Below are 25,265 nucleotides of genomic sequence, written 5' to 3'. Positions count from 1 at the left end.
GGCGCACTGACCCCGCGTCACGCGCCGTTCCTGCGTCCTTTCAGGAGAGCCTCATGCCCATCGCTCCGTGGCCCGAAGATCGCCGCGCCCCGCTGCCCCCCGTGCCCGCGTGGTCGGGCGCGAGCGAGAAGTTGATCGCGCCCGCCGGTGCCAACTGGCGCACCCCCGCCGAGGCGGACGACTTCGCCACGACGCCGACCTACGCCGAGACGCTCGCCTTCCTCGACGACCTCGCCGCCGCCACCCCGCTGGTGACGCTCGGCACCTTCGGGCGGTCGGTCGAGGGACGGTCGCTGACACTGGTCACCGCGTCGCGTGATCAGGCGGCCGCGCGGGCGCCCGCGTCGGCGACCAGCCGGGCGCGCGTGCTGGTCCAGTGCGGCATCCATCCCGGCGAGATCGACGGCAAGGACGCCGGCCTCATGCTGCTGCGCGACATCGCTTTCAACGGCTGCGATGACCTGCTCGACCGCGCCGACTGGTATTTTGTCCCAGTGCTCAACCCGGACGGCCATGAGCGGCGCTCGGCGTTCAGTCGTCCGAACCAGCGCGGTCCCGCGGTACAAGGGTGGCGCGCCTCGGCGCAGGGACTCAATCTGAACCGCGACTTCATCAAGGCGGAGGCACCCGAGATCCAGTCGCTGATCGCGCTGATCGACGCGATCGAACCGGACCTGTTCGTCGACCTGCACGTGACTGACGGGCTCGACTACCAATACGACATCTGCTTCGGCTTCCAGGACGAGCCATACGCCACCTCGCCCGCGATCAGCGCCTGGCTCCACCACCAGTATCGACCCGCCGTGACGGCGTCGATGGAGGCGAGGGGGCACGTTCCCGGCCCCTTGATCTTGGCGCTGGACGATCGCCGTCCCGAGCTGGGGCTGGTGCTGCCCGCCTTCCCGCCGCGCTTCTCGCACAGCTACGGCGACATGCGCCATCTCGCCACCGTGCTGGTCGAGAACCACTCGCTCAAGCCCGTCAGGCAGCGCGTGCTCGGCACCTATGCGTTGCTGGAGGCGACCCTGAAGATTGCTGCCGAGCAGATCGACGCGTTGCGCGACGCGAGTGCGCGCGATCGCGCCGGCCGAGCGCCCAGCCCCATACTGACATGGGATATGGCGCCAGAGCCGGCGCGCGAGATCGCCTTTCGTGCGATCGCCTCCGACTTCTACGACTCGCCCGCGTCCGGCGCGCGCGAGGTGCGCTGGCTGGGCGTGCCGCTGCCCGAGGTCGAGGTGCCCCTCCACGGATCACGGCCCGGAAGCACCATCTCTCGCCCGCGTGGCTATTGGGTGCCCGTCTCCGAGCCCGACGTGATCGAGCGGCTGGGGCGTCACGGCATCGCGATGGAGATCGCCGCCGAGGCGGTGGAGGCGGAGGTCGACATGATCCGCCTCCGCGAGGTCACGGTGGCATCAGCGATCTCGGAGCGGCGTCCGGCGGTGGCCGCCGACTGCGCGCTGGTCGAGCGACAGCGGCGGACCTTCGCCGCCGGCTCGGCCTTCGTGACGACGGATCAGCCACTCGGCGAGCTGGCCATCCATATGCTCGAGCCGGCCTGTGCCGACTCCCTCTTCGCCAAGGGTTTCGTCGCCGGGTGCCTCGACGCGGTCGACTATATGGAGGCCTATGTCGTCGCGCCCATGGCGGACGAGATGCTGGCCGCCGATTCAGCGCTCGCCGAAGCGTTCGCCGCCGCGCTGGCGGCCGACCCGGTCTTCGCGGCCGACCCGCTCGCGCGCCTGAGGTGGTTCTACAGCCGCTCCCCCTACCAGGATCGCGACCACCTCCTCTACCCGATCGGGCGAGTCACGGGGTGAGAGCGCGCCTCGTCGCTGCCGCTCGCTGAGGCAGCGACGTCACCGATCAACTGATCGGGTCGGAAGGGAGGGGAACAGCGGCGCCGACGGTCCGACGCTCGCTGTCTCGCTCACGCCACTGGCGCGCGCAGCCGTGCGGTGCGGACCTCGTCCACCCGCGCGCCGCTGATCGCCACCTTATACTCGCGCTCGGCCGCCTCGACCGTAACATAACCGTCCAGCACGTCTTCCAGGACCGCGGCGGGATCGCGCTCATACGGTGACCCATAGCCGGCGCCTCCGGCGGCGCGCGCGACCGCGCGATCGCCCGCGCGGACGGGCAGGCGGTAAGTTCCCACCCGCTTCTGCTCGGGAGTCCCGGCGCGGACCAGCAGCTCGTTGGTCTCGGGTCGCGCCCCGCCGAGCAGCGACCACGGCCGCTCCTTGCTGCGCTTGGTGATCGACAGGAACTCTCCGTCCTCGACGAAGCGGATGGAACGCTCGGTGCCGACGCCGCCGCGCGTGCGCCCGGCGCCGCCGGTGTCGGGCCGGATACCGAACGTCTCCATCCGCATGCCCGTCTTCATCTCGATGACCTCGATCGGCGTGTTGCGGACGAGGCTGCCGGAGATGTGGTTGGTGGCGTTGATCCCGTCGTGCGTGGCACTCCCGCCCCAGCCGACCGGCTCGTTGTTCGACACCGCGTACATCTCGCCGGTCGCCTTGCTGCGCCCGATCATCATGAACCCCAAAGTGTCCCCGCCCGAGCAGGCCGCTACCCGCTCCGGCATGCCCTGCGCCAGGGCCTTGTAGACCAGCTCCAGCGCGAGGTGCGCGGGCCATTGCGTGTAGGTCGCGGAGGGATAGGCGGCGTGGAACAGGTTGCCCTCGGGCGCGACCACCGTGAGCGCGCGGAACGAGCCCGCGTTGTTGCGCTGCATCGGCGTGGTGAGGGACTTGAGCGCGAACTTGCAGATCGTCTCGGTCAGCCCGATCGGGATGTTGATCGGTCCGCGCACCGCCGCCGACGATCCCGAGAAGTCGCAGGTCATGCCGTCGTCGTCGATCGTGACGCGGACGTGGATCGGCACGGGATCGTCGCTGACGCCGTCGTCGTCGACCAGATCGTCCGCCTCCCAGCTGCCGCGCGGCAGCTCGGCAAGCGCCTTGCGGACGAGGGCGTCGCTGTGATCCTTGATCCGCGTCACTGCCTCACCGAATGCGTCGGCGCCGAACTTCGCCAGGATCGCGTTGAGCCGCACGATGCCGGTTCGGGTCGCGGCGACCTGCGCCTCTAGGTCGCCCAGCACCGGACCGGGCATGCGCGAGTTGAAGCGGATGATGTCGATGATGTCGCCTACCGGCTCGCCGTCGCGATAGATGCGCGTGCCGGGAAAGATCAGCCCTTCCTGGTGCATGTCGGTCGAATCGAGCACGTAGCCCGGGTCCTTGGCGCCAAGGTCCATCCAGTGCGCGCGGATGCAGGTGAAGGCGAACGGCCGATCGGCATCTGGCGCGAACACCGGCGCGAACAGCGTCGCGTCGGCCGCATGCGCGGAGTTCCAATAAGGATAGTTCATGATCAGGATGTCGCCGGGCCTCAGCGTCTCCCATCCGGCATGCGCCACGCCCTTGCGGATCGCATAGTCGTTCGCGCCGAGGAAGAAGGCGAGACCGGGCGCGTCGGCGATCAGCTCCAGCTCGGCGTCGAAGATCGAGATGCCGAAGTCGAGCACCTCGTAGATCACCGGGTTGAACGCGGTGCGGATCAGCGTGCGCCGCATCTCCTCCGCCGCGGAGACGAGATAGCTGCGGATGACCTCGACCGTGGCGCCGTCCAGCGTCATGCGACCCTCCTGCGGATGATAAGATGACCATATTCGTCGACCGTGATGGTCTGATCAGAGTGGATCACCGTCGTGGCGGTGCCTTCCTCGACGATGGCGGGCCCGTCCAAGGCATGGCCTGCTGCGAGGCCGGAGCGATCATAGACCGCGAAGGCCGTCCGCTCGCGCCGCGCGAAGCAGAACGCCTCGCGCTGTCCGCGCATGGCGGCCGAGACCGGGCCCGTCGCCACGGCCGCCCGCGGCAGGGTCGGCTTGGGCAGCACGGCGCTGGCGCGCACGCGTAATGTCACTACCTGTATGGCGGTATCGATGGCGTGGCCGTAGCGCTGCTTGTGCAGCGCGTGGAAGCGCGCGCGGATCGTGTCGAACGGCTGCTCGTCCGACAGTTCGACCTCGAGCGCATGCTCCTGCCCGACATAGCGGCACTCCACCAGCCGCACGATGCGTTCCCCGATGCTGCCGCTCGCCTGGTCGGCGAGCGCCGCGCAGGCCTGCGCGACCAGCTCGTCGAACGCGCCCATCACGGGCGCCTCGGCCGTCTGGTCGAGCGGCCGCAGCTCGGTGCGGGCGACGTCGGTGACGACGTCCGACATCAGCATGCCCCAGGCGGAGAAGACCGCCGGCGACTGAGGCACGATCAACTCCGCGTTCTCGACCTCGCGCGCGATCAGCGGCGCGATCATCGGGCCGGCGCCGCCGAAGGCGAGCATCGAGAAGTCGCGCGGGTCACGCCCGCGCTCGACCGTGATCTCGCGGATCGCCCCGGCGGTGCGCGCCACCAACACGTCGAAGATGCCTGCGGCCGCGCGCGTCGGGTCGATGCCGAGCGGTTCCGCCACCTTCGCCGCCATGCCCGCCCGCGCCGCCGACACGTCCAGCTCCACGCTGCCACCGAGGAAATGGGCGGCATCCAGGAAGCCGAGGATGAAGGCCGCGTCCGTGGTCGTCGGCTCGGTGCCGCCCCGTCCGTAGGCGATCGGCCCCGGCTGCGACCCGGCGCTATGCGGACCGACCTGAAGCAGGCCTTCCTGCACCCAGGCAATCGAGCCGCCGCCGGCGCCGATGCAGCGGATATCGAAGATCGGGATCAGCGCTGGCAGGTCGGCCAGCGGGGCCTCGTGCATCACCAGCGGCTCGCCGTCCTCGATCACCGCGGCGTCGAGGCTGGTGCCGCCGTAATCGAGCGTCAGCACGCGGTCGCGACCGATCTCGCGCGCGAGATAGCTCGCCCCGATCAAACCGCCGGCGGGCCCCGACAGCACCGTGTAGATCGGCGCCCGGCGCGCCGTCTGCGCCGTCATCGCGCCGCCGGCCGAGCGCATGATGAGCAACTTGCCGGCGAAGCCGGCAGCGACGAGTCCGCTCTCGAGCTGGCCGACATAATCGTTGAAGATCGGATTGATATAGGCGTCTACCACTGCCGTGGCCGTGCGCTCATATTCGCGATACTCGCGCGTGATCGCGCTCGACGCGGACACGGCGACCGACGGGAAGGCGGCACGGATGAGCGCGGCGGCGCGCTCCTCGTGCGACGGGTTGCGATAGCTGTGGAGGAAGCACAAAGCGATCGAGCGCAGGCCCGCCTCGACCAGCTCGCCCGCCGCCGCGACCACGCCCGCCTCGTCGAGCGGCTCGAGCTCGCTGCCGTCCGCCGCGATGCGCCCGGCGACACCCTTGCGATAACGCCGCGGCACGATCGAGGGGGGCCGCTGGTAGCGGAAGTCGTACATGGAGGCGGCAGGGACGTCGCCCCGGCCGATCTCGAAGATGTCGCGGAAGCCGGCGTTGGTGATGATGCCGGTGGCCACGCCGCGCCGCTGGATCACCGCGTTGAGGCCCAGGGTGGTGCCATGAACGAACAGCTCGGTGTCGGCCAGGTCGATCCCCAGCCGCGACAAGGCCTCCAGCACCCCGCGCGCCGGCTCGTCGGGCGTGGTCGACGCCTTCGCGAGGTGCGTTCGCCCGGTCGCTGCGTCGAACAGGATCGAGTCGACGAACGTACCGCCGATATCCACCGCGACGCGATACCGCTTCATTCAGAACAACCCCCAATCCGCCTCACGCCGCATTGATATTCCATTCTTGACCCAAATCTTGGCGAGTTTGTTGCGCGAGGCGCAAAGCAGTGGATCGCTGCTGGTGAGAAGAAAGCGCCGGTGACAGGATCGCGCCTCACATGCTGCGACCGCAATCCTCGATCAACGCGACGTGCGACAGCTATCATGGCGTGGCGATGGCCCTGTGGCGGCATGCCGTGGCCGCGCTGCCCCATCGCCTCGACGTGGCATATGGCGCGCACGAGGAGCAACGCCTCGATCTCTTCTTTCCGGCGCAGGCCGCCGCCGCCCCGCTGCCGATCTTCCTCGACATACACGGCGGTGGCTGGACGCACGGCTACAAGGAGTGGATGGCGCTGGCGGCTCCGGAGATCACCTCCTGCCCCGCGATCTTCGTGTCGCTGGGCTACCGGCTCGCGCCCGCGGCGAAGCACCCGGCACAGCTGCAGGATTGTCTCGCCGCGATCGCTTGGCTGGTCCGCCACGCCGAGGAGATCGGCGGCGATGCGAGCCGCATCCATGTCGGCGGCCACTCAGCAGGCGCGCACCTCGCCGCGCTGGCGAGCCTGCGCACCGATCTCCATGCGGCATTCGATGTGCCGCCGGACGTGATCCGCAGCTGCTTCTGCTACAGCGGGCTGTATGATCTGCGCGGCGCGCACGGGCGCGCGGTGATGCCGGGGGTCTCGCCCGTGCCGATGCTGGCCGACGCAGGCGAAGAAGCCGACGCCTCGCCGCTACTGGCGGTGAGAGAGGTCGACACCGCCTTCCACATCTCGTGGGGCCAGCAGGAGATCATTGTCTTCCAGGACCAGGGTCGCGCCTTCGCCGACGAACTCGTCGCCGCCGGCAATCAGGTCACCGCGGACACGCCGGATCTCGATCACTTCTGGATCCACCTCGATCACGCGCGCGGAGACAGCGAGTGGGTCCGCGCGCTGCACGCGCAGATGCGCTGAAGCAAGGGGACGTCGTACCGTGGCCATCGTCAAGCGCATCGCCGGCATGATCGAGCGCCATCCCGAGCGACCACCCGGCGAGCAGGATATGCGCAGCTGGCCCTTCCTCACCATGGTGCTGGTCGGCGTCTCGATCTCGGTGCCGTTCTTCGCCTTCGGCGGGCAACTCGGCCAGCGCGCCGACCTCACCACGGTCACGGCCGGGATCCTTCTGGGAAGCCTGCTGCTCGGCTTCTGGGGCATCGCCACCGGCTATGTCGGCGTGACCGCGCGGCTGCCTACCGCGATGGTGCTACGACGCACCTTCGGCACGCGCGGCTCGCTGGCGATCGTCGCGCTGATGGTGGTCACGTCGTTCTGCTGGTTCGGCCTCCAGACCCAGATCCTGGTGAAGAGCGTCGCGGCGATCCTCGATACCCAGCTCGGCTACACGCTGGACCAGCGGGTCGGCATCGCGCTGGTCGGCGCGCTGATCGCGTCCACCGCGGTGATCGGCGTCAAGGCGATGGGCAAGGTGGCGGTGGTCAGCGTGCCGCTGCTGCTGCTCGCGACACTGGTGCCGCTCGCCATCGGGCTCGATCGCCACGGCACCGCGGGTCTGTTCGCACCGCGCGCGCTGACCGAGCCGCTGGGGCTCGGCATGATCGTCTCGATCGTCGTCGGCGCGGAAGTGTTCGGCTGCTCGATCAACCCCGATCTCAGCCGCTTTCTGCGGACGCCGCGCGACAATGCCACGGCGATGTACATCAACTACGGCGTCGCCTTCCCGCTGCTGCTGATCCTCGCGGCCACGTTGGGCATCCTGTACGGCAACGCCGATCTGGTCGCGACCATGCTGGCGGCCGGGATCGCGCTGCCCGGTCTCCTCGTCATCATCCTCGCCACCTGGACCAGCAACGACAAGAATCTGTACGCCTCGGCGCTGTCGCTGTCGGCGCTCTTCCCCCAGGTAGAGCGATGGCTGCTCGCTGCCATCGCGGGGGTGTTGGGCACGTGCCTCGCCGCGGCCGACATCCTCGGTCACTTTATCGTCTGGCTGACCTTCATGGGGCTGCTGATCGCGCCGATGTCGGGCGTGTACGTCGCGGACTTCTTCCTCGACCGCGGGCGCTACGCGGCGGCCGCGCCAGCGCCTGCCACCTTCCGGACGGTGCCGCTGTTCGCCTGGGGGTTCGGGATCGCCGTCGGGCTCGCCACGCTGCCGCGCGCCAATCTGGGGCTCGGCCTGCTCGAGCTGACCCGCGCGCCGACCGTCGACGCGCTGCTCGCCGCCATGGCCTTTCTGTTTGTCGCCAAGCGGTTCTCGCGTCCCGCGGCGCGCCCGCTGCCCGCCCTCTCGCCATCGACGGAGCTGCCATGACCGACAACCCCATTACCCGCTTCTTCTCCTGGTGGAACCAGGCTTATCGCGAGCGCGACTTCACGCCGGACGGCTTCGCGCGCTTCTTCACCGCGGACGCGCCGTTCATCGTGGACGGTGCCGTTCGCGGCACCGGACCCGAGGCGATCTGCGCGCATTTCCAGCGGATCCGCGCGAAGACCGACGCGGTGACGGTGGAGACTCCAGTACAGGCGACACTGGCCGACGACCGGCTCGCCTTCGCCCGCTACGCGGCCACCTTCGAGGGCGCGGAGGGTGTCGGCGCGGAGGAGTGTCTCGCGGTCGCGACGATCAGCAACGGACGGCTCGCTTCCTTCGAGGTGATCAGCCGGCAGCGGTGAACGAGATGGGCCGCGCCGCTGCCGCCGCGGACGTCACATCAGGGGCGCGAGATAGCGGCGAGCCGCCCCCAAGGTCGCCAGCGGGTCGGTCGGCACGTCATATTCGACGTAGAAATGCTCGACCCCGGCGGCCTCGGCGGCGGGGATGATCGTCTTGAACGGCACGATGCCCTCACCGGGATCGCGGACCGAGCCGTCGCGCGCGATGTCCTTCATGTGCAGCATGCGGAAACGCCCCGGGAAGCGCCGGAAATAAGCGACCGGATCGACCCGCGCGTTGACCGCCCAGGCGAGATCCATCTCGAACTTCAGCTTGGCGGGATCGGTGCCCTGCAGGATCAGATCATAAGGTACGTCGCTACCGACCTTCGTGAACTCCTGGCTGTGGTTGTGATAGGCCAGCGTGAACCCGGCCGCATGCGCCGCATCGGCGGCGCGGTTCAACGCCTTGATCAGCTGATCGATCTGCGCGCGGGTACGCAGCTGGGACGGCCAGCTGATCTGCCACACGATGTATTTCTGCCCGAGCGGCCGCGCCTGCGCGACGCACGCCTCGATCAGGCCCTCGACCCGATCGAACGAGAAGGCCTCGATGAACTTGCGCTCGAACGTCGGCATGTCGATCCGCTTGGCCACGCCGTCGTCGAAGACCTTGTAGAGGCCGGGCGGCATGATGTGCTGCGACGGCGAGACCAGCCCGTGCTTGTCGAGGATCGCGCGCACCTCGGCGGGGTCGCGGCCGAAGCTGCCGAGTGTCTCCACCTCGCGGTAACCCATCGCCGCGACCTTGCCGATCGTGCCGTCGAAGTCGGCGTCCAACGCCGCCATGAGCGTGTAAAGCTGGATGCCGAGCGGGCGGCGGCGCGGTCGCGCGACTAGCTGGGTGGACAGCGCCAGCGCCGCCGCGCCGCCCAGCACAGCGCGTCGATCGATCGCGTTCGGCATGGCCATTCTCCTCACTTATATGGATCGACTGCTCGATCGAGCATCCGCTCACGCCATGGCAGGTGGCCGAGCTGCCGAGGCTCGGCCACCGGCAAGCATGTCACTCAGAACTGGACGCCCAGCTGCGCGCCATATTGCGCGGGTTCGTTGTAGCTGACCAGGCTGGTGGTGCCGAGCGCGTGGGGGCCGACCGCGGCGGGCGTGCGCTCGTCCGTGATGTTGCGGCCCACGAACGACAGCGTCCAATTGTCGCGGCGGATGCCGATCTTGGCGTTGAGGAAGGTGCGCGGCGAGGTGCGCAGGCTGTTCTCCACGTCCCAGTAGACGTCGCCGCGATGGGTGAGATCCCCGTGCGCGACCAGGCTGAAGCCGCCGCCGAGCGGCCGGTCGATATCCAGCGAGCCCTGCAGCGTCAGGCCGTAGATCTGCGGCGTGCGATTGTCGCGGAAGGCGTCGCGGTCCTCGGGGAGGAACTGCTTGATCTTGACGTCCGAGTAACCGGCCGAGCCGCTGATGCTGAAGCCGTCGAGCGGCCGGATCGAGGTCTCCGCCTCGAAGCCGAACACCTTGGTCTTCTCGATGTTCGAGATGGCGATGTAGATGCCTTGACCTGGCAGCACGCGCGAGGTCTGGAGCAGCTGGCCGTTGAAGTCGGTGTAGAAGACCGCGCCGTTGAACGTGACCCGTCGATCGGCGAAGTCGCTCTTGAAGCCTAGCTCGTAGTTGTCCGCGGTCTCGGGATCGTAGCTCAGCAGTGCCGCGATGCTGCGCGGGTTGAACCCGCCCTTGCGATAGCCCCGCGAGTAGCTCGCGTAGGTGAACAGGCTGGGCGAGACCTTGTAGGACAGCGATGCCTTCCCCTGCGGCTCGCTGAAGGTCTGGCGAAAGGTCTGGTTCGCGAGCTGGTCGGTGAGCCGCTGCCGCTCCCAGTCGTAGCGGAACCCGCCGGTGAACTCGAGGCGATCGGTGAGGGCGTAGGAGGACTGACCGAACAGCGCGAAGGTGCGATATTCGCGCTCGTCGTCGTTCCGCGAGAAGAAGTCCGGCGGATTGCCGACGCTGCCGTAATTGCTGACCTGGTTGCGCGTCTCGTCCTGGTAGAAGGCGCCGACGTTCCACTTGAACGGCGCTGTCCCATCGGAGGTCAGCCGCACCTCCTGCGACCAGGCCTTGTCGATGAAGCGGACGTTCTGGGTATAGGTGTCGGCCGCGGAGAAGTCGCCGTCGGCGGTCGTGTAATCGCGACCGTAGGATTTGGCGGTGATCGACGTCAGCGTCGCGAAGTCGCTGATCGTGTAGTCCATCTTGAGCGACAGCGCGCGGAGCTTGGTACGCACGATGCCGGGCTGGTTCTCGCTGACCGGCGCGACGATGTCGTCGAACAGCTCGTCGGCCACCGGCGCGAGCCACAGCCCGCCCACCTTGCTGTCGGTCGTCGATAGAGTTAGCGCTGCCCGGAAGTCGGGCGTGCCCGCCCACACCAGCGACGAGCGGCTCGTGAGCGCGCGCGCGAAGTCCGCTTTCTGGTCGATCGCGATATTGTCGATCAGACCGTCGAAATCATACGCGGTGGCACCCGCCTGGAAGTACAATTTGTCAGCGATGAGGGGGCCGGACAGGTTGAGGTTGACGCGCTTCTCGTTGCCGCTCAGCCAAGCCGCGCTGGCGCTGCCCTCGAACTCATTGGTAGGCTGCTTGGTGACAATGTTGATCGCCCCCGCGATCGCGCCGCCGCCATAGAGCGTGCCCTGCGGGCCGCGCAGCACCTCGATCTGCTGGACGTTGACGAGCTCCTGCTGAAAGAACATCTGGCCGGGCTGCACCACGCCGTCGACGATCGTCGCGAACGGGAACTCGCCGTCGCGCCCCAGCGTGGTGAATCCGCGGAACGACACCGTCTTATAGCCCGGGTACAGGCCATCGAGCACCACCAGGTTCGGTGTCAGGCGCACCGCGTCTTGCAGCGTGCGCAGGTCCGCGTTCTGGATCGCTGCCTCGGAGATGACGCTGACCGGATCGGCCATCGTCTGCACCGTCTCGCTGCGCTTGCGCGCGGTCACGACGACGTCGTTGTCGACGCCCGCCGAGGTCGGCGTGGCGAGCGGCTGCTGATCGCCTCCACTGGCTTCCTGCGCCTGTGCCGGTCCGGCGGCGAGCGCGATCGCTATCGCGGCTAGGGCGCTTGCCCCGAAGTAGCGCTTTCTCATACCAACCCCCTTATGATGCCGCTGGGAGGACACGACGCCATCGCGCTTACGCCTCCCGTCCGTTAGCCGAGCGACCAGCGGCGAGACCGGCGGCGCCGTACCTATCCGCTCAACTCGGGTCGCCGCGGTATCTTAGACGATCGTGGATCGACCGCCGGCGTCCGGGTCAACTCGAGTAGGTCGCGGGGCGACCATCTCCCGCGGTCGCTTCTCCGAGGAGAGAGGTTGCAGCGGCTTACACCGCCGTTCAATGGACCGCTTGCTGCGCAATCGTTGCGCCCAACGCAAACTAGGATCAAATGATGGCCGTCCGGCGCATGAAAATTGCGCTGAGACGGCTTGTAGGCCCAAGCGCCCCGGCGGGTAAGCCGACCCAAAATCGGCCATTCGCGGCGCCCTGCCCGACCGCCAACTCTGGACGCTCATTCATGCCGCCGCACCGGGAATCCGGCCCTTCGCGCAGCTGTCTGGCTGGTCAAGCCAGCACGAAAGCCGAAGGGCCGCTCTCGGGATTGGGGAGGCTGGTAGAGCCGTTCAGCGGCGAAAGAGCTGGATTGTATCCTGCTCGATGCCTGCGGCATTGCATTGATAGAGGTCGACTACGTCCGGCCCATTGAAAACTTTTCTGAAGGTTCCCGTCGCGATGGCGAAGCGGTGGTTTAGTTCCTTCCGCCTCCGAAGCAGATTGGCGCCGCCAGATAGCGTAATCACCTGTGGCCCAGCGCCGCTTTTCCCTCGCGCTGCCAGCAGAGAGTCATATAAGCAGCGTGAGTTGGTCCCGATATCGACGACGCCGCCGATCGTTACCTTTTGGCCATCGTGACCGGGGTGAACCTGGTCGACATGGAGCTGGCGCAGTTCGACCGGGTGATGCGATCCGACCTCTACGGGCCGTTCCTCACCTGCCGCCGCATGGTCCGCGCGCTGGAAGGAAAGGCCTTGAAGGGCCGCGTGGTCAAGATTTCCTCGATCCACGAGAAGGCGCCGCGCCCCGGCGGGGTCGACTATGATGCGGCAAAGGGCGGCCTGTCGCAGCTTACCGCGACGCTAGCGCTGGAACTTGCGCCCAAGGGCATCGCGGTCAACGGCGTCGCGCCGCATGATCCCGACGCCGATGAACCAGTCGGCGCTCGACGACCCCCAAGAACTGAAAGCCAAAGAGGCAGCGATCCCTTGGGGTCGCGCGGGGCGCCCCGACGACGTCGCGACACTGGTCAGCTTCCTGCTGTCACCTGCCGCCGAGGTGCTGTCAGTCTGATGCGAACTCGTCGCTACACGATGCACCTTGCCCCCGGCTCGCGTCGGATCAGCTGACGAGCGCCTGCCACTCGGCCAGCGCCGCGGAGCGGCGCTGCTTGTAGGTCGGCGGTCGACGCGGTGGCGTTCGTGGTTGAAATGATTGTGGACGTTGGCGTGAACCGAGGCGAACTTCTGTAAGGTGCGCATCTGCCGGAACCGCAGCATCGCTCGTTCTCGTCGCCTGAACGGCAGGTGCGAGTTCTCGACCCGGTTGTTTGCCCAGCGACCCACCTCCTGCTTCTCACGGCTACCGAGCTCCGTCAGCGCCGCACCGTGGGAGCGCAGACCGTCGGTGGTGATCGCCTCAGGTGAGCCGTGCCGCTTGAGCGCTTTCTTCATGCAAGTGAGCGCTGCCTTCTTGTCGCGTGTCCTGGTGACGAAACTCTCGAGGATCTCGCCCTCATGATCCACCGCTCGCCACAGGTAGACCATCTCGCCGTTCAGCTTCACGTACAACTCGTCCAGGTGCCAGCGCCAGTGGCTAAAGCCGCGCATATGGCTCACCGGCTGGCGCCGCACCTCGCCCGCGAACAGCGGACCGAACCTGTTCCACCACAGCCTCACCGTCTCATGGCAGATATCGATCCCGCGCTCGAACAGCAGGTCTTCCACGTTTCGCAGCCACAGCGGGAAGCGGACGTACATAGCACTACCAGCCGGATCACCTCGGGTGACGAGTTGAAGTAGCGGAACGGGCTGGCTGGCTTGCGCGGGCGGGGCATGGCCATTCCCCACCCCGGCGAGCGTCGCAGGTGCATTAGCTTTGACAGAGGCACCACGACCGGTGCCCCGTCTTGATGACGTAGAGGTGCAGCCCTCCGGAGTCGGGCAGCTTGTAGTCGCGGTCCTGCGCGACCGCCTTCCGAACCTGCGGATCGGTGAGCATGATGCCCCACTATGCAGAGGTTAGGTGCCTGCGCAATGCCCCCAAGCTGTCTGCGCTTGGATGCGACACCATGCGACAGCTATCGCTGAGATTTCTGCAAATCTCCCTTCGCTTGAGACACTTACGTCTCACTGTGAGACGGGGCGAGACAGCCTGATACAAGTAAGTGGCGGAGCGGGAGGGATTCGAACCCTCGATACGCTTTTGGCGTATACTCACTTTCCAGGCGAGCGCCTTCGACCACTCGGCCACCGCTCCGCATACCCGGAAGCCCGCCCGCCTAGAGGCTCGCGCGCCCGCGCGCAAGCCGCATCGCGAACGGGCGAGCGCGTCAGCGCTGTCCCGCCACCCAGTCGGCGACCTGCTGCGCGACCTGGTTGGCGGCCTGGCTCAGCGCGGCGCCGGCCGAGGGGGCGTCGATCGCCGCCACGGGCACGCGCGCCTCGAAGCGTCGCTTCTCGACGTTGGTCGCGCCGGCCGGTGTCAGCGCTGCATCGTACACCACCAGAGCCTGGCGCTGCGTCGCGTCGAGCCCGAACCAGCGCAGCTCGCCCGCCAGATTGGCGCTCGGGTCGCTGAACGACTGCGCCGGCGAGAGCACCACCATGTTCGCGCGCGCGGTCACCGTGTCGGCGAGCAGCCGCGCGAAGAGGCGCGCGGGCGGCTCGGCCCATTGCGCGTCCTTGACGTAGGCGATCGTCGTGTCGGTCTCCTGCACCGGCACGCGCGTCGTCGCGATCGCGGTCGGCACCGCGGGTACCTGCACCACGATCGAGCGCGCGGTGGCGGAGTTCTGCGCCGCACCCGGCTGCGGCTGCGACTGCGCCGCGATCGTCAGCAGCGAGGGCGGCGGCTCCGCGCCGAACCGCACGCAGCCCGCCAGCAGCACCGGCACCGCCGCCACGAGAAATGTCTTGGCCACCGATCGCACGATCATTTCCCCTTGTAGTCCGGCAGCTTCTGTTGGCCGATCAGGGAGCCGGCGCCGCCCTGCTCGACTCGCTCGGAGATCGCCGACAGCGACGCGGTGGTGACGCGCAGGTCGCGCACCAGCTGGTTGATCTGCGGGATCGTCTGCTTGCTGAAGGTGGTCAGGCCCGGCCGCGCGTCGCCGATCGCGCTGTTGAGCGTGTCCGCGCTCGCCTGGGCCGAGGTGATCGCCTTGTTGAGGTTCGCCATCGCCGGCTGCACGTCGTTGGCGAGCACGCCGTTGGTGGTCTGCGCCAGCTGGCCGATCTGCTCGGCCGCGTTGCCCGCCTGCGCGATCGCGACGCGGGTCTGCGCCAGCGTCGCGGCGATCTCGGGGCCACGGTCGGCGAGCGCGTCGGTCAGCCGGTTGGTGTTGTCGAGGATGCCCGCGATCGAGGCCTGGTTGCGATCGCTCAGCATCCCGGTGAGCCGCTCGGTCAGCGTCGAGAGCCGCTCGAGCAGCTGCGGCGCCGAGTTCAGGATCGCCCCGATGCCACCGGTCTTGGTGGGGATCACCGGCTTGCCGAGCGGACAGATGTTGGCCGCGTTGTTCTCCGGGCAGCTGATCGGCGGCGCGCCCTTGATCGCGCCGTCGAGGCTGACCGTGCTGGTCCCGGTGAAGCTGCCCTGGATCGTCGCGGTGGTGCCGCGCAGGATCGGCGTGTCGCCGTTGACGCTGATGCGGACGCGGACGAACTGCGGGTCGGGCTGCCACAGCGAGATCGACTTCACCTGCCCCGAGGGCACGCCCGAGAAGGTGACTGACGAGCCCTTGGCGAGTCCGTCGACCGCCTGGCGGAAGAAGATGTCGTACTCGCGCTCCTCGGTACCGCCGATGCGCGCGATCCACACCGTGAAGATGGCGACCATCGCCAGCAGGATCAGCACGACGGCGCCGACGAGGACGTGGTTCGATCGCGTTTCCATCACTCTGCCCCTGCGGCCCCGCGGGCCCTGTTGTCGGCGAGGCCGCCCTGGCTGTGCTGCCCGGTGACTCGCTCGCTCACGTCGGTCGGGTGCGCGCGCGCGTCGGCGTCGGCGGCGTCGACCCGCTCCGCCGCCGCGCTCTGGGAGGCGACCGCGGCGCGCCCGCGCGGCCCGTTGAAATATTCCTGGATCCAGGGGTGATCGAGCGCGAGCAGCTCGTCGATCGTGCCGACCGCGATCACCTTCTTGTCGGCGAGCACCGCCACGCGGTCGCAGATCGCGTACAAGGTGTCGAGGTCGTGCGTGATCAGGAAGACGGTGAGCCCCAGCGTCTTCTGCAACGCGCGCGTCAGCTCGTCGAACCCCGCGGCGCCGATCGGATCGAGCCCGGCGGTGGGCTCGTCGAGGAACAGCAGCTCGGGATCGAGCGCGAGCGCGCGCGCGAGGCCGGCGCGCTTCTTCATCCCGCCCGAGAGCTCGGCCGGATATTTCGGGCCGGCGTCGGCGGGCAGGCCCGTCATCACCACCTTGTACGAGGCGATCTCGTCGAGCAGCGCGAGGTCGAGTTCGGGGTAGAATTCGCGCAGCGGCACCTGCACGTTCTCGGCGACCGTCAGCGTCGAGAACAGAGCACCGCCCTGGAATAGCACGCCCCAGCGCTTGCGGATCTCGACCGTCTCATGCTCGGAGCGACCGAGCGTCGGCTCGCCGAACACCTCGACCTCGCCGTGATCGGGCGACTGCAGCCCGATGATCGAGCGCATCAGCACCGACTTGCCCGTACCCGACCCGCCGACCACGCCCAGGATCTCGCCGCGACGCACCTCCAGGTCGAGGTTGTCGTGGATCACCGCGTCGCCGAAGCTGTTGCGCAGCCCCTTCACCCGGATGATCGGCTCGTCGCGCCGGTGGGTGTCGCGCCGCGCCATCAGATCCAGCCGATCTGTTCGAAGAAGACCGCGAAGAAGGCGTCGACCACGATCACCATGAAGATTGCCTGCACCACCGCCGAGGTCGTCTTGAGGCCGACCTGCTCGGCATCGCCCTTCACCTGCATCCCCTGGAAACAGCCCGCGATCGCGATGATCGCGCCGAACACCGGCGCCTTGATCAGCCCGACGAAGAGGTCGGTGATCGGCACCACCTCGCGGATCCGCGCGACATAGGCGACGGGCGGGATATCGAGCGCGAACCAGCACAGCAGCCCGCCCCCGATGATCGCGATCACCGAGGAGTAGAAGCCGAGCAGCGGCATCAGCACGATCGCGGCGAGCGTGCGCGGCAGCACCAGCGCCTCCATCGGCGAGACGCCGATCGTGCGCATCGCGTCGATCTCCTCCGTCAGCTGCATCGTGCCGAGCTGCGCCGCGAAGGCGGAGCCCGAGCGACCGGCGACCATGATCGCGGTCATGAGCACGCCGAGCTCGCGCAGCGTGATGCGACCGACGAGATTGATCGTGAAGGCCTCGGCACCGAACTGACGGAGCTGCACCGCGCCCTGCTGCGCGATGACGATGCCGATCAGGAAGCTCATCAGCCCGACGATGCCGAGCGCGGAGACACCCACCACCTCGAAGCGCTGCACCGTCGCGTTGAAGCGGAAGCGGCTGGGGTGGCGGATCACGCCGCCGAACGCCGCGATCGTCGCGCCCATGAAGCCGAGCAGTCCGAGCGAGGTGCGCGCGGCGTTGCTGGTGGCCTCGCCGATCTCGCTGAGCACGCGACGGAACGACGAGCCCGACTGCGGCCGCATCTGCACCGGCTGGTCGGCGGCCTCGACCTGCTCGAACAGGTGCCGCGCGTCCTCGTCCAGCCCCTTGATCTCGGCTTGATGTTGCCGCGCGAAGCGGTGGATCACCCAGGCGCCGATCGTGTCGATCCGGTCGACGTTGGAGAGGTCGACGGTGGCGACCTCGCCCTGTACCTTGCCGAGCCGGTCGGGCAGGTTGCCGAGCCGCGCCAGCGACAGGTCGCCGGTGAAGCGCAGCACCGGCGCCTGGCCGTCTCTCACCTCGCTGAAATCAGCTGCCGCGGTCATCTGTTATCCCATGCGGCAAAGCTCATGTCGCCACAAGCGTTCCGGCGCGCTGTTCGTTCCGCGGGCGTATCTCTCGGTGCTGCGGAAGTGAGTGACGCCCGTCCTTTCTCATCGTTCCCCGGCGCAGGCCGGGGCCCAGGTGGGAAGGCGGCGATGAGACCCGCGGACGTCACCAAACTGGGCCCCGGCCTCCGCCGGGGACCGGCGCCCCTTCTTCGCCTTCACAACACCACGTCGACCGCGTGGATCAGCACCCCGACCAGACCGCCCACCAGCGTGCCGTTGACGCGGATGAACTGGAGATCCTTGCCCACCGCATGTTCCAGTCGCGCGGTGATCGTGCGCGAGTCCCAGCCGCGCACCGTCTCCGACACAAGCCGCACGATTGAGTCGCCATAGTCCGCGGCCGCCCCCACGGCGGCGCGGCGCACGAAGCGGTTGATCGTCCGCCCCAGCCGCGGCTCGTCGCGCAGCGTCGCGCCGAGCTGGCGCAGCGCGTCGCCCAGCCCGCCGCGCAGGATCGCCTCGGGATCGCGCGCGGCACGCAGCATCGCGGCGCGCGCCTGCTCCCACAGGCCGTTGATCCAGTCCTGCATCGCGGGATTCTCAAGCAGCTCGAGCTTGAGTGTCTCGACCCGCGCGTGCATCGCCGGATCGTGCTGGAGCCGCTCGGCGAGCTGTGCCAGCCCCTCCTCGGCCTTGAGCCGGAGCGGGTGCTCGCGGTTCTCCGCCATCTCCGCGACCATCTTGTCGAGCCCGTCGATGATCTTGTTCGCGAGCGTCTCGTCGAGCCCGGTCCAGCGCAGGATCGAGCCGGCGCGGTCGTGGACCATCGCGCGGACGAGGTGCTCGTTGCTGGCCAGCGCGTCGCGCGCCCAGAGGATCAGGTTGTCGATCACCGCGAGGTGACGCCCCTCCGCCAACGCGGCGGCGAGCGCGCGGCCGAGCATCGGTGCCAGCCGCGCCTCGCGTACGCGCGCCACCAGCATCGCGCGCACCATGCCGCCGAGCCGCTCCTGGTCGAGCGACTGGAGCACCTCGACCGACAGGCGCGACACGCCGCGCGTGAGCCGGCTCCCCTCGCCCGGCGGGTTGGCGAGCCAGCGCCCCGCCGCTCCGGCCACGTCGACCCGCCCCATCCGTCGCGCCACGACCGCGGGCACGAGGAAATATTCGCGCAGGAACTGGGCGAGCTGGTCGCCGATCCGGTCCTTGTTGCGCGGGATGATCGCGGTGTGCGGGATCGGCAGTGCGAGCGGGTGGCGGAACAGCGCGGTCACCGCGAACCAGTCGGCGAGTCCACCCACCATCGCCGCCTCGGCGAAGGCGCGGACGAAGCCCCAGGCGGCGTGCCGCGGCTCGAGCGCGCGCGAGGCGAGGAAGACGCCCGCCATCAGGACGAGCAGCCCGGTCGCGACCAGCCGCATCCGCACCAGGGCGGGCGGCGGCGCGGTGGATCGGGCGAGCGCTGGCATCAGCGGGACAATCCGTGACCGGCGTGAATGTTCAAGGTCGTTCGCGATGAGGGGCACGCTGACGCCTTCCTCGCGATGACGCCCCGGCGGAGCGCTCCTCGCCTCACGTCACTCCCACCCCGGCGTGCGCCGGGGCCCAGGCGGGAAGGTCGTCGTGAGAGCACGGACGTCACCTGACTGGACGTCGGCGTACGCCGGCGTGGAAAGCGGACGGGATCTCGGCTCACGCCGCCTTCGCACCGGCAACCCGATCCGACGCCCCGCTCGATCCGTGCCTCTCGTTCCCCGGCGAAGGCCGGGGCCCAGATGGGAAGGCCGTCGTGGGTCTCACCAACGTTCCCCGACTGGACCCCGGCCTTCGCCGGGGAACGGGGATCCACGGATCGCGATCGGCCTTCCGCTCCCCTCACTCCGCCGGGCTGGTGCCGTCCTCGTGGAAGCCGATCCGCCCCGGCGGCGCCGGTATCGCCGGGTGCGGCGCATGCTCGATCAGCGTGCCCTCGTCGCCGGGGCGATAGGTGAGCAGGCGGCGGCCGAGCCACGGCCCGACGCGGCGCTCCACCCCGATCGCCAGCGAGAAGGCCGCCGGCACGATCAGCAGCGTCAGCATGGTCGAGACGGTCAGCCCGCCGATCACGACGATTCCCATCGGCGCGCGCCACGCCCCGTCGCCCGACAGCGACAGCGCGGTGGGCACCATGCCCGCCACCATCGCCACCGTCGTCATCACGATCGGCTGCGCGCGCTTGCGGCCGGCGTCGACGATCGCCGCGTAGGGCGCCACGCCCGCGGCCATCTCCTCCAGCGCGAAGTCGATCAGCAGGATCGAGTTCTTGGCGACGATGCCGAGCAGCATCAGCAGCCCGATGAACACCGGCATCGACAACGCGTCGCCCGAGATCAGCAGCGCGAGCAGTCCGCCCAGCGGCGCCAACAGCAGCGAGCCCATGTTGACCAGCGGCGGCAGCAGCCGGCGGTACAGCAGCACCAGCACCGAGAAGACGAGGAACACGCCCGACACCACGGCGGTGACGAAGTTCATCAGCATCTCGAGCTGCCACTTGGCCTGGCCGACGTTGAGCTCCTGCACGCCCACCGGCAGCGACTTCATCGCGGGCAGCTGCTTGATCTTGGGCAGCGCGACGCTGGTCGCCACGCCGGGCTGGAGATCGGCGCCGATGGTGAGCTGGCGCTGCTGGTTGATGCGCTGGATGCGCGTCGGGCCCGAGCCGAAGCCGATGTCGGCGACGAGGCTGAGCGGCACCGAGCCGCCACTCTGCGTCTGCACCGGCAGGTTCTGGATCGTTGCCAGCCGCGAGCGCGAGCTCTGCTCGAGCGCGACCCGGATCGGGATCTGCCGGTCGCTGAGCGAGAAGCGCGCGCTGTTCTGGTCGATGTCGCCGATCGTCGCGATGCGGATCGCGTTGGACAGCGCCGCGGTGGTCACCCCCAGGTTGGCGGCGAGGTCGGAGCGCGGCTTGATGATGATCTCGGGCCGGTTGAGGTCACCCGCGATGCGCGGCGCGATCAGCCCCGGCATCTTCGCCATGTCCTGCACGACGCGGTCCGCGGCCTGGCGCAGCACGACCGGATCGTCGCCGCCGAGCGTCACCGAGATGTCGCGGTTGTTGTCGCCGAAGCCGAACTGCGACTGGAAGTTAACGCGCGCGTCGGCGATCTTGGCGAGCTGCGGCGCCAGACCGCGCTCGAACTCGGTCGACGTCTTGTCGCGCTTCTCGCGCAGCTGCGCGGTGACGCGGCCCGAGCCAACGAGCGTGCGGGTATAGACGCTCTCCACCTCGGGCTGCCTGCGGATCAGGTCATAGACCTGGTCGACCACGCCCTGCGTCGTCTCCAGCGTGCTGCCCGGCGGCATGGTGATCGTCACCGTGCTGCGTGGCTGGTCCGACGCGGGCTGGAACGACATCGGGATCTGCGTGAACAGGAAGAGCGTGAACAGGAACGCGCCCACCCCCATCATCACCACCCACAGGCGATGGTCGCGCCAGTAGCCGAGCGCGCGATGCACCCCGCCCTTGGCGCGCGCCGCGGGCGCACCGCCCTCGTCGAGGGTCCAGGCGAGCACGCGCTGGTAGAAGTTCATCACCGGCCCGCCGCCGTGCTCGACATGGCCGCCGGCGCGCAGGAAATAGGCCGCGATCATCGGCGTGATCAGCCGCGCCACGGCGAGGCTCATCAGCACCGCCACCACCACGGTGAGCCCGAAATTCTTGAAGAACTGCCCCGAGATGCCCGGCATGAGGCCGACCGGCAGGAACACCGCGACGATCGCCATCGTCGTCGCCAGCACCGCGAGACCGATCTCGTCGGCGGCGTCGATCGCCGCCTGATAGGCCGTCTTGCCCATGCGCATGTGGCGGACGATGTTCTCGATCTCGACGATCGCGTCGTCGACCAGCACGCCCGCCACCAGGCTCAGCGCGAGCATCGTCATCTCGTTGAGCGTGAAGCCCATCAGCTCCATGAACCAGAAGGTCGGGATCGCCGAGAGCGGGATCGCCAGCGCCGAGATCACCGTGGCGCGCCAGTCGCGCAGGAACAGGAACACGACGACGACCGCGAGGATGGCGCCCTCCAGCATCGCGTGGATCGCCGACTTGTACTGCTCCAGCGGATACTTCGAGCCGTCGACGCGGAGCCGGAACTTGACCTTGGGATTGCGCTTCTCGAGCTCCTCCAGCTTCTTCTTGCCCTCGCGGAAGACGGTCACGTCGGACGAGCCCTTGGCGCGCTTGAAGTCGAAGCTCAGCACCGGCTTGCCGTCGACCGCCGCGGCGGAGCGCTGCTCGGCGTAGAGGTCGCGCACCGTGGCGACGTCGGCGAGCCGGATGGTGCGGCCGTCGCCGACGTTGATCTGCGTCTGACCGAGGTCGTAGGCGGTGCGCGCGTTGCCGAGCACGCGGACCGACTGTTCGGCGCCCGCGATCTCGGCGCGGCCGCCCGGCGCATCGAGGTTCACCTGGCGCAGCTGCTGGTTGATCTGGCTCGCGGTCAGCCCCTGCGCCGCCAGCCGCGCGGGATCGAGGATCACGCGGATCTCGCGGCTGACGCCGCCGTTGCGCTCAACGCCGCCCATGCCCGGGACCGAGAGCAGCTCCTTGGTCACCGTATTGTCGATGTACCAGCTGAGCTGCTCGATCGTCATGTCGGTGGCGATCGCGCTGTAGCTGCCGAGATCATTGTCGTTGATCTTCACGCGGCTGACCTGGGGCTCGAGGATCCCCTCGGGCAGGTTGCCGCGGATCTGCGTGACCGCGTCGCGCGCCTCGTTGACGGCGCGATCGACCGACTGGCCGATCGCCATCTGCACCATCGTCGTCGAATTGCCCTCGGACACGAACGACTGGATCTCGTCGACGCCCTCCAGCGTGCGCACCGCGGCCTCGATCCGCTGGGTCACCTGCGTCTCGAGCTCGCTCGGCGCGGCGCCGGGCTGGGTGATGGTGATCATCACCGCCGGGAAGTCGATGTCCGGCGAGTCGTTGATGTCCATCCGGATGAAGCTGACGATCCCCGCGACCGTCAGCATCACGAAGAGGACGATCGCCGGCACCGGGTTGCGGATCGACCAGGCGGAGATGTTGCGAAAGCCCATGGATCTGATCCCGCTCTACTGGCCTGCGACTCGCGCCCGCACCGGCTTGACCTTCTGGCCCGGGTTGAGGAACGCGCCCGCCGACTGCACCACGCGCTCGTCACCCGTGAGCCCGCTGGCGATCGCGACCCGGTCCTCGGTCACCGTGCCGAGCTTCACGTCGCGACGCTGCGCGCGATCCTCGGCGTCGACGATGTACACGTAATTGCCGCGGTCGTCGCTTAGCAAAGCGGACTGCGGCAGCGAGGGCTCGCTCTCCGCCCCGGCGGTGATCGTCGCCGAGGCGAAGCCGCCGGGACGCAGCGCCGGGTCGTAGCTGAGCTGGATGCGCGCGATGCCCTGGCGCGTCTGCGTGTCGATCACCGGCGCGATCTGCCAGACCTGTCCCGCGAAGGAGCGCGTGTCGCCGACCGGCGTCACCTTCGCCGCCGAACCGACGCGAACGCCCTGCAGGTCGTTCTCGGCGAGCTGCGCGCGCATCTCCATCTCGCCGTCGCGCGCCATGCGGAACAACGTGCCCGAGGCCGAGCTGACGATCTGCCCCGGCTCGACGCCGCGGGTGAGGATCAGCCCCGCCGCGGGCGCGCGGATGTCGAGCCGGGCGTTGCGCGCGCGCTGCTCCGAATAGGTCGCGCCCGCCACCTTGAGCCGCGCCGCCGCGGCGTCGCGGGTGGCGATGCGGCGCTGCACGTCCGCCTTGGAGATGAAGCCGCGGTCGACCAGGCTCTGGGCGCGTTCCAGCTCGGCCTGGGCCAGCACCAGGTCGGAGCGCGCCACCGCGATCTGCGAGGCGAGCGACTCGGCGGTCTGCACCTGCACCGACCGATCGATGGTAGCGAGCACCTGGCCGGCGCGGACCCACTGGCCCGGCTCGACCAGCACGCGGCTGACCATACCGCCCTCGCCCGCGACGCCGACCGGCATCTCACGCTTGGCGGCGAGCGAGCCGGTCGCGCTGACCTGGCGCGCCACCGCCGCCGCGCCGGGCACCAGCACGGTGACGGTGGGCGCCTGGTCGGCCGGCGCGGCGTGCGGCGCGTCCTTGTGGCGGGTGAGGAAATAGCCGGCGAGCGCGGCGACGAGCAGCGCGATGCCCGCGATCAGGATCCAGCGACGCCGACGCCGCGGCGTGCCGTCCTCTATCATCAGCTGCTCGCCCTGCAGAGTACCAGCCTCGTACGTCATCCATCCCCCTCCGGCCGGCGTGTATTACCCGCATACATCACCGCGTACAAGTCCGGCGCTGCCCGAGCGCGACATTTTGTGCAAGCGACAACGTAGGTTATCGCGTTCAGCTTGCGTTTCATCGCGGTCCAACACAGCGCAAGTTGTTGAACGACGGGAGATCGAAGCGATGAAACGGGCATCGGTGGGCATGGCGCTGGCACTCGTCGCCTTACCCGGATCGACGATGGCGCAGACGCCGCTGCCGATGGCCACGGTGGTGCCCGAGGGCACGATCCTCGACGTCACCGCGGTGGGCAAGGTATCGCGCGTGCCCGATCTCGCCACCGTGCGCGCGGGCGTGGTGACGCAGGACGCGGTCGCCGCGACCGCGATGCAGCAGAACGCGGACCGCATGGCCGCCGTGGTGGCCGCGCTCACGAAGGCCGGGGTCGCGCCGCGCGACATCGCCACCAGCCGCGTCGCGCTCGCGCCGCAGTATCGCTACGCCGAGAACCAGCCGCCCGCTGTCACCGGCTATCAGGCGAGCAACGCGGTGACGGTGCGCTTCCGCGACGTCGCCAAGGCGGGGCCGGTGCTCGACGCGCTGGTGCGCGCCGGTGCCAACCAGATCGACGGGCCGACGCTGTCGCTCGCCGATGCCGCGGGCGCGCTCGACGAGGCGCGCGCCGACGCGGTGGCGCGCGCGCGGGCGCGGGCGACGCTCTACGCCAAGGCGGCGGGGCTGACCGTGGCGCGGATCGTGTCGATCGGCGAGGCCGGCGAGAGCGAGGGTGAGCCGCCGCGCCCGTTCGCGCAGATGCGCATGGCGGCCGCGCCCGCGGCCGCCGACAGCGCGGTGCTACCGGGCGAGAGCGAGCTGAGCGCGACGCTCAACGTGCGCTTCCTGCTGAAGTGAGGGGTGGGTAAAAGGGCTGACCCGGCCGGCGCCATACGATCTCCCCGGCACGGGGAGGACCTTGTTCGCCCGACAACGAGAAAGGCGGCCGCCCCGCGAGGGGCGACCGCCTCGATCAGCTCAGCGCGCGCCGCAGGTGCGACGCCGGCTCAGCGCTCAGGCGCTCAGCGCACCCGGCCGCGACGGACCAGGTTGACGATCGCGAGCAGCACGATCGCGCCGACCAGCGAGACCAGGAACGAGTAGATCGTCAGCGGCGCGTTGTTGATCGAGCCGCCGGTGAACAGCAGGCCGCCGAGGAACGCACCGACCACGCCGACCACGATGTTCAGGAAGATGCCCTGCTGCGCGTCGGTGCGCATGATGATGCTGGCGAGCCAGCCGATGACACCGCCGATGACGAGCCAGATGATGATACCCATGATGTTACTCC

Annotated in this window: 18 protein-coding genes, 1 tRNA gene and 2 pseudogenes; 6 read left to right on the top strand and 15 right to left on the bottom strand. The window is 68.9% G+C overall.

The window, feature by feature from the left end:
- Positions 1 to 53 precede the first annotated feature (53 nt).
- A complete protein-coding gene (locus FHY05_RS15360; protein ID WP_183945313.1) occupies positions 54 to 1,823 on the top strand; it encodes a M14 family metallopeptidase in 1,770 nt (589 codons plus the stop codon).
- Between the two features lie 110 nt (positions 1,824 to 1,933).
- Here FHY05_RS15360 and FHY05_RS15355 read toward each other — a convergent pair whose 3' ends face one another.
- Positions 1,934 to 3,649, bottom strand: coding sequence for a hydantoinase B/oxoprolinase family protein (locus FHY05_RS15355; protein ID WP_183945312.1), 1,716 nt, complete (start codon positions 3,647 to 3,649; stop codon positions 1,934 to 1,936).
- The gene (locus tag FHY05_RS15350) at positions 3,646 to 5,685 is read right to left on the bottom strand and encodes a hydantoinase/oxoprolinase family protein (RefSeq protein ID WP_183945311.1); all 2,040 of its coding nucleotides are present in this window, start codon (positions 5,683 to 5,685) and stop codon (positions 3,646 to 3,648) included. Before FHY05_RS15350 ends, FHY05_RS15355 begins: the two co-directional genes overlap by 4 nt.
- Positions 5,686 to 5,825: 140 nt before the next feature.
- On the opposite strand from FHY05_RS15350, the gene FHY05_RS15345 reads away from it, so the two are divergent.
- Genes FHY05_RS15345 through FHY05_RS15335 form a run of 3 tightly spaced genes read left to right on the top strand, consistent with a single transcriptional unit; the run spans position 5,826 to position 8,387 of the window.
- Positions 5,826 to 6,665 carry an alpha/beta hydrolase gene (locus FHY05_RS15345; protein ID WP_183945310.1) on the top strand — a complete coding sequence of 280 codons (840 nt, stop codon included), beginning with the start codon at positions 5,826 to 5,828 and terminating at the stop codon, positions 6,663 to 6,665.
- Between the two features lie 19 nt (positions 6,666 to 6,684).
- Positions 6,685 to 8,025 carry a cytosine permease gene (locus FHY05_RS15340; RefSeq protein ID WP_183945309.1) on the top strand — a complete coding sequence of 447 codons (1,341 nt, stop codon included), beginning with the start codon at positions 6,685 to 6,687 and terminating at the stop codon, positions 8,023 to 8,025.
- Complete coding sequence (locus FHY05_RS15335; RefSeq protein WP_183945308.1) at positions 8,022 to 8,387, top strand: nuclear transport factor 2 family protein; 366 nt, start codon at positions 8,022 to 8,024, stop codon at positions 8,385 to 8,387. The genes FHY05_RS15340 and FHY05_RS15335 overlap by 4 nt, the downstream gene beginning before the upstream one ends.
- Before the next feature lie 33 nt (positions 8,388 to 8,420).
- On the opposite strand, the gene FHY05_RS15330 is transcribed toward FHY05_RS15335, so the two are convergent.
- The 3 genes from FHY05_RS15330 to FHY05_RS22885 form a co-directional block, all read right to left on the bottom strand.
- A complete protein-coding gene (locus FHY05_RS15330; protein ID WP_183945307.1) occupies positions 8,421 to 9,332 on the bottom strand; it encodes a sugar phosphate isomerase/epimerase in 912 nt (303 codons plus the stop codon).
- 104 nt (positions 9,333 to 9,436) lie between these two features.
- On the bottom strand, positions 9,437 to 11,539 hold the full coding sequence (locus tag FHY05_RS15325; protein WP_183945306.1) for a TonB-dependent receptor: 2,103 nt from the start codon (positions 11,537 to 11,539) through the stop codon (positions 9,437 to 9,439).
- A 534-nt stretch (positions 11,540 to 12,073) separates the two neighbouring features.
- The gene (locus tag FHY05_RS22885; protein WP_409321810.1) at positions 12,074 to 12,514 is read right to left on the bottom strand and encodes a hypothetical protein; all 441 of its coding nucleotides are present in this window, start codon (positions 12,512 to 12,514) and stop codon (positions 12,074 to 12,076) included.
- Between FHY05_RS22885 and FHY05_RS22880 the strand changes: the two are divergent.
- A pseudogene (locus FHY05_RS22880) lies at positions 12,410 to 12,797 on the top strand (SDR family oxidoreductase). The gene FHY05_RS22885 and the pseudogene FHY05_RS22880 sit on opposite strands and share 105 nt — an antisense overlap.
- A 188-nt stretch (positions 12,798 to 12,985) precedes the next feature.
- On the opposite strand, the pseudogene FHY05_RS15315 reads toward FHY05_RS22880, so the two are convergent.
- From FHY05_RS15315 to FHY05_RS15275, 9 genes and pseudogenes are all read right to left on the bottom strand, one after another.
- Positions 12,986 to 13,483, bottom strand: a pseudogene (locus FHY05_RS15315) (IS6 family transposase); the annotation flags it as partial.
- 408 nt (positions 13,484 to 13,891) lie between these two features.
- Positions 13,892 to 13,982 (bottom strand) — tRNA-Ser (locus tag FHY05_RS15310).
- A gap of 73 nt (positions 13,983 to 14,055) precedes the next feature.
- On the bottom strand, positions 14,056 to 14,661 hold the full coding sequence (locus FHY05_RS15305; protein ID WP_183945305.1) for an ABC-type transport auxiliary lipoprotein family protein: 606 nt from the start codon (positions 14,659 to 14,661) through the stop codon (positions 14,056 to 14,058).
- A complete protein-coding gene (locus tag FHY05_RS15300; RefSeq protein ID WP_183945304.1) occupies positions 14,658 to 15,620 on the bottom strand; it encodes an MlaD family protein in 963 nt (320 codons plus the stop codon). Before FHY05_RS15300 ends, FHY05_RS15305 begins: the two co-directional genes overlap by 4 nt.
- A complete protein-coding gene (locus FHY05_RS15295; RefSeq protein WP_183945303.1) occupies positions 15,620 to 16,549 on the bottom strand; it encodes an ABC transporter ATP-binding protein in 930 nt (309 codons plus the stop codon). The genes FHY05_RS15300 and FHY05_RS15295 overlap by 1 nt, the downstream gene beginning before the upstream one ends.
- Positions 16,549 to 17,658, bottom strand: a complete 1,110-nt coding sequence (locus tag FHY05_RS15290; protein WP_183945302.1) for an ABC transporter permease — start codon at positions 17,656 to 17,658, stop codon at positions 16,549 to 16,551. Before FHY05_RS15290 ends, FHY05_RS15295 begins: the two co-directional genes overlap by 1 nt.
- Positions 17,659 to 17,879: 221 nt before the next feature.
- Entirely contained in the window at positions 17,880 to 19,133 is a 1,254-nt protein-coding gene (locus FHY05_RS15285) for a DUF445 domain-containing protein (RefSeq protein WP_260181593.1), read from the bottom strand.
- Positions 19,134 to 19,539: 406 nt separating this feature from the next.
- Positions 19,540 to 22,749: an efflux RND transporter permease subunit gene (locus FHY05_RS15280; protein WP_183945301.1), complete on the bottom strand. Its 3,210-nt coding sequence runs from the start codon at positions 22,747 to 22,749 to the stop codon at positions 19,540 to 19,542.
- A 15-nt stretch (positions 22,750 to 22,764) separates the two neighbouring features.
- Entirely contained in the window at positions 22,765 to 23,934 is a 1,170-nt protein-coding gene (locus tag FHY05_RS15275; protein WP_183945300.1) for an efflux RND transporter periplasmic adaptor subunit, read from the bottom strand.
- Between the two features lie 169 nt (positions 23,935 to 24,103).
- Between FHY05_RS15275 and FHY05_RS15270 the strand changes: the two genes are divergently transcribed.
- Positions 24,104 to 24,832, top strand: coding sequence for an SIMPL domain-containing protein (locus FHY05_RS15270; protein ID WP_183945299.1), 729 nt, complete (start codon positions 24,104 to 24,106; stop codon positions 24,830 to 24,832).
- A 164-nt stretch (positions 24,833 to 24,996) separates the two neighbouring features.
- Here the strand turns inward: FHY05_RS15270 and FHY05_RS15265 are convergent, their stop codons facing one another.
- Entirely contained in the window at positions 24,997 to 25,254 is a 258-nt protein-coding gene (locus FHY05_RS15265) for a GlsB/YeaQ/YmgE family stress response membrane protein (RefSeq protein WP_183921614.1), read from the bottom strand.
- Positions 25,255 to 25,265: the final 11 nt, after the last annotated feature.

This window comes from Sphingomonas sp. BK580 (assembly GCF_014194975.1).
In the GTDB taxonomy this organism is placed as follows: Bacteria; Pseudomonadota; Alphaproteobacteria; order Sphingomonadales; family Sphingomonadaceae; genus Sphingomonas.
This window is presented reverse-complemented; position numbering and strand designations above follow the sequence as displayed.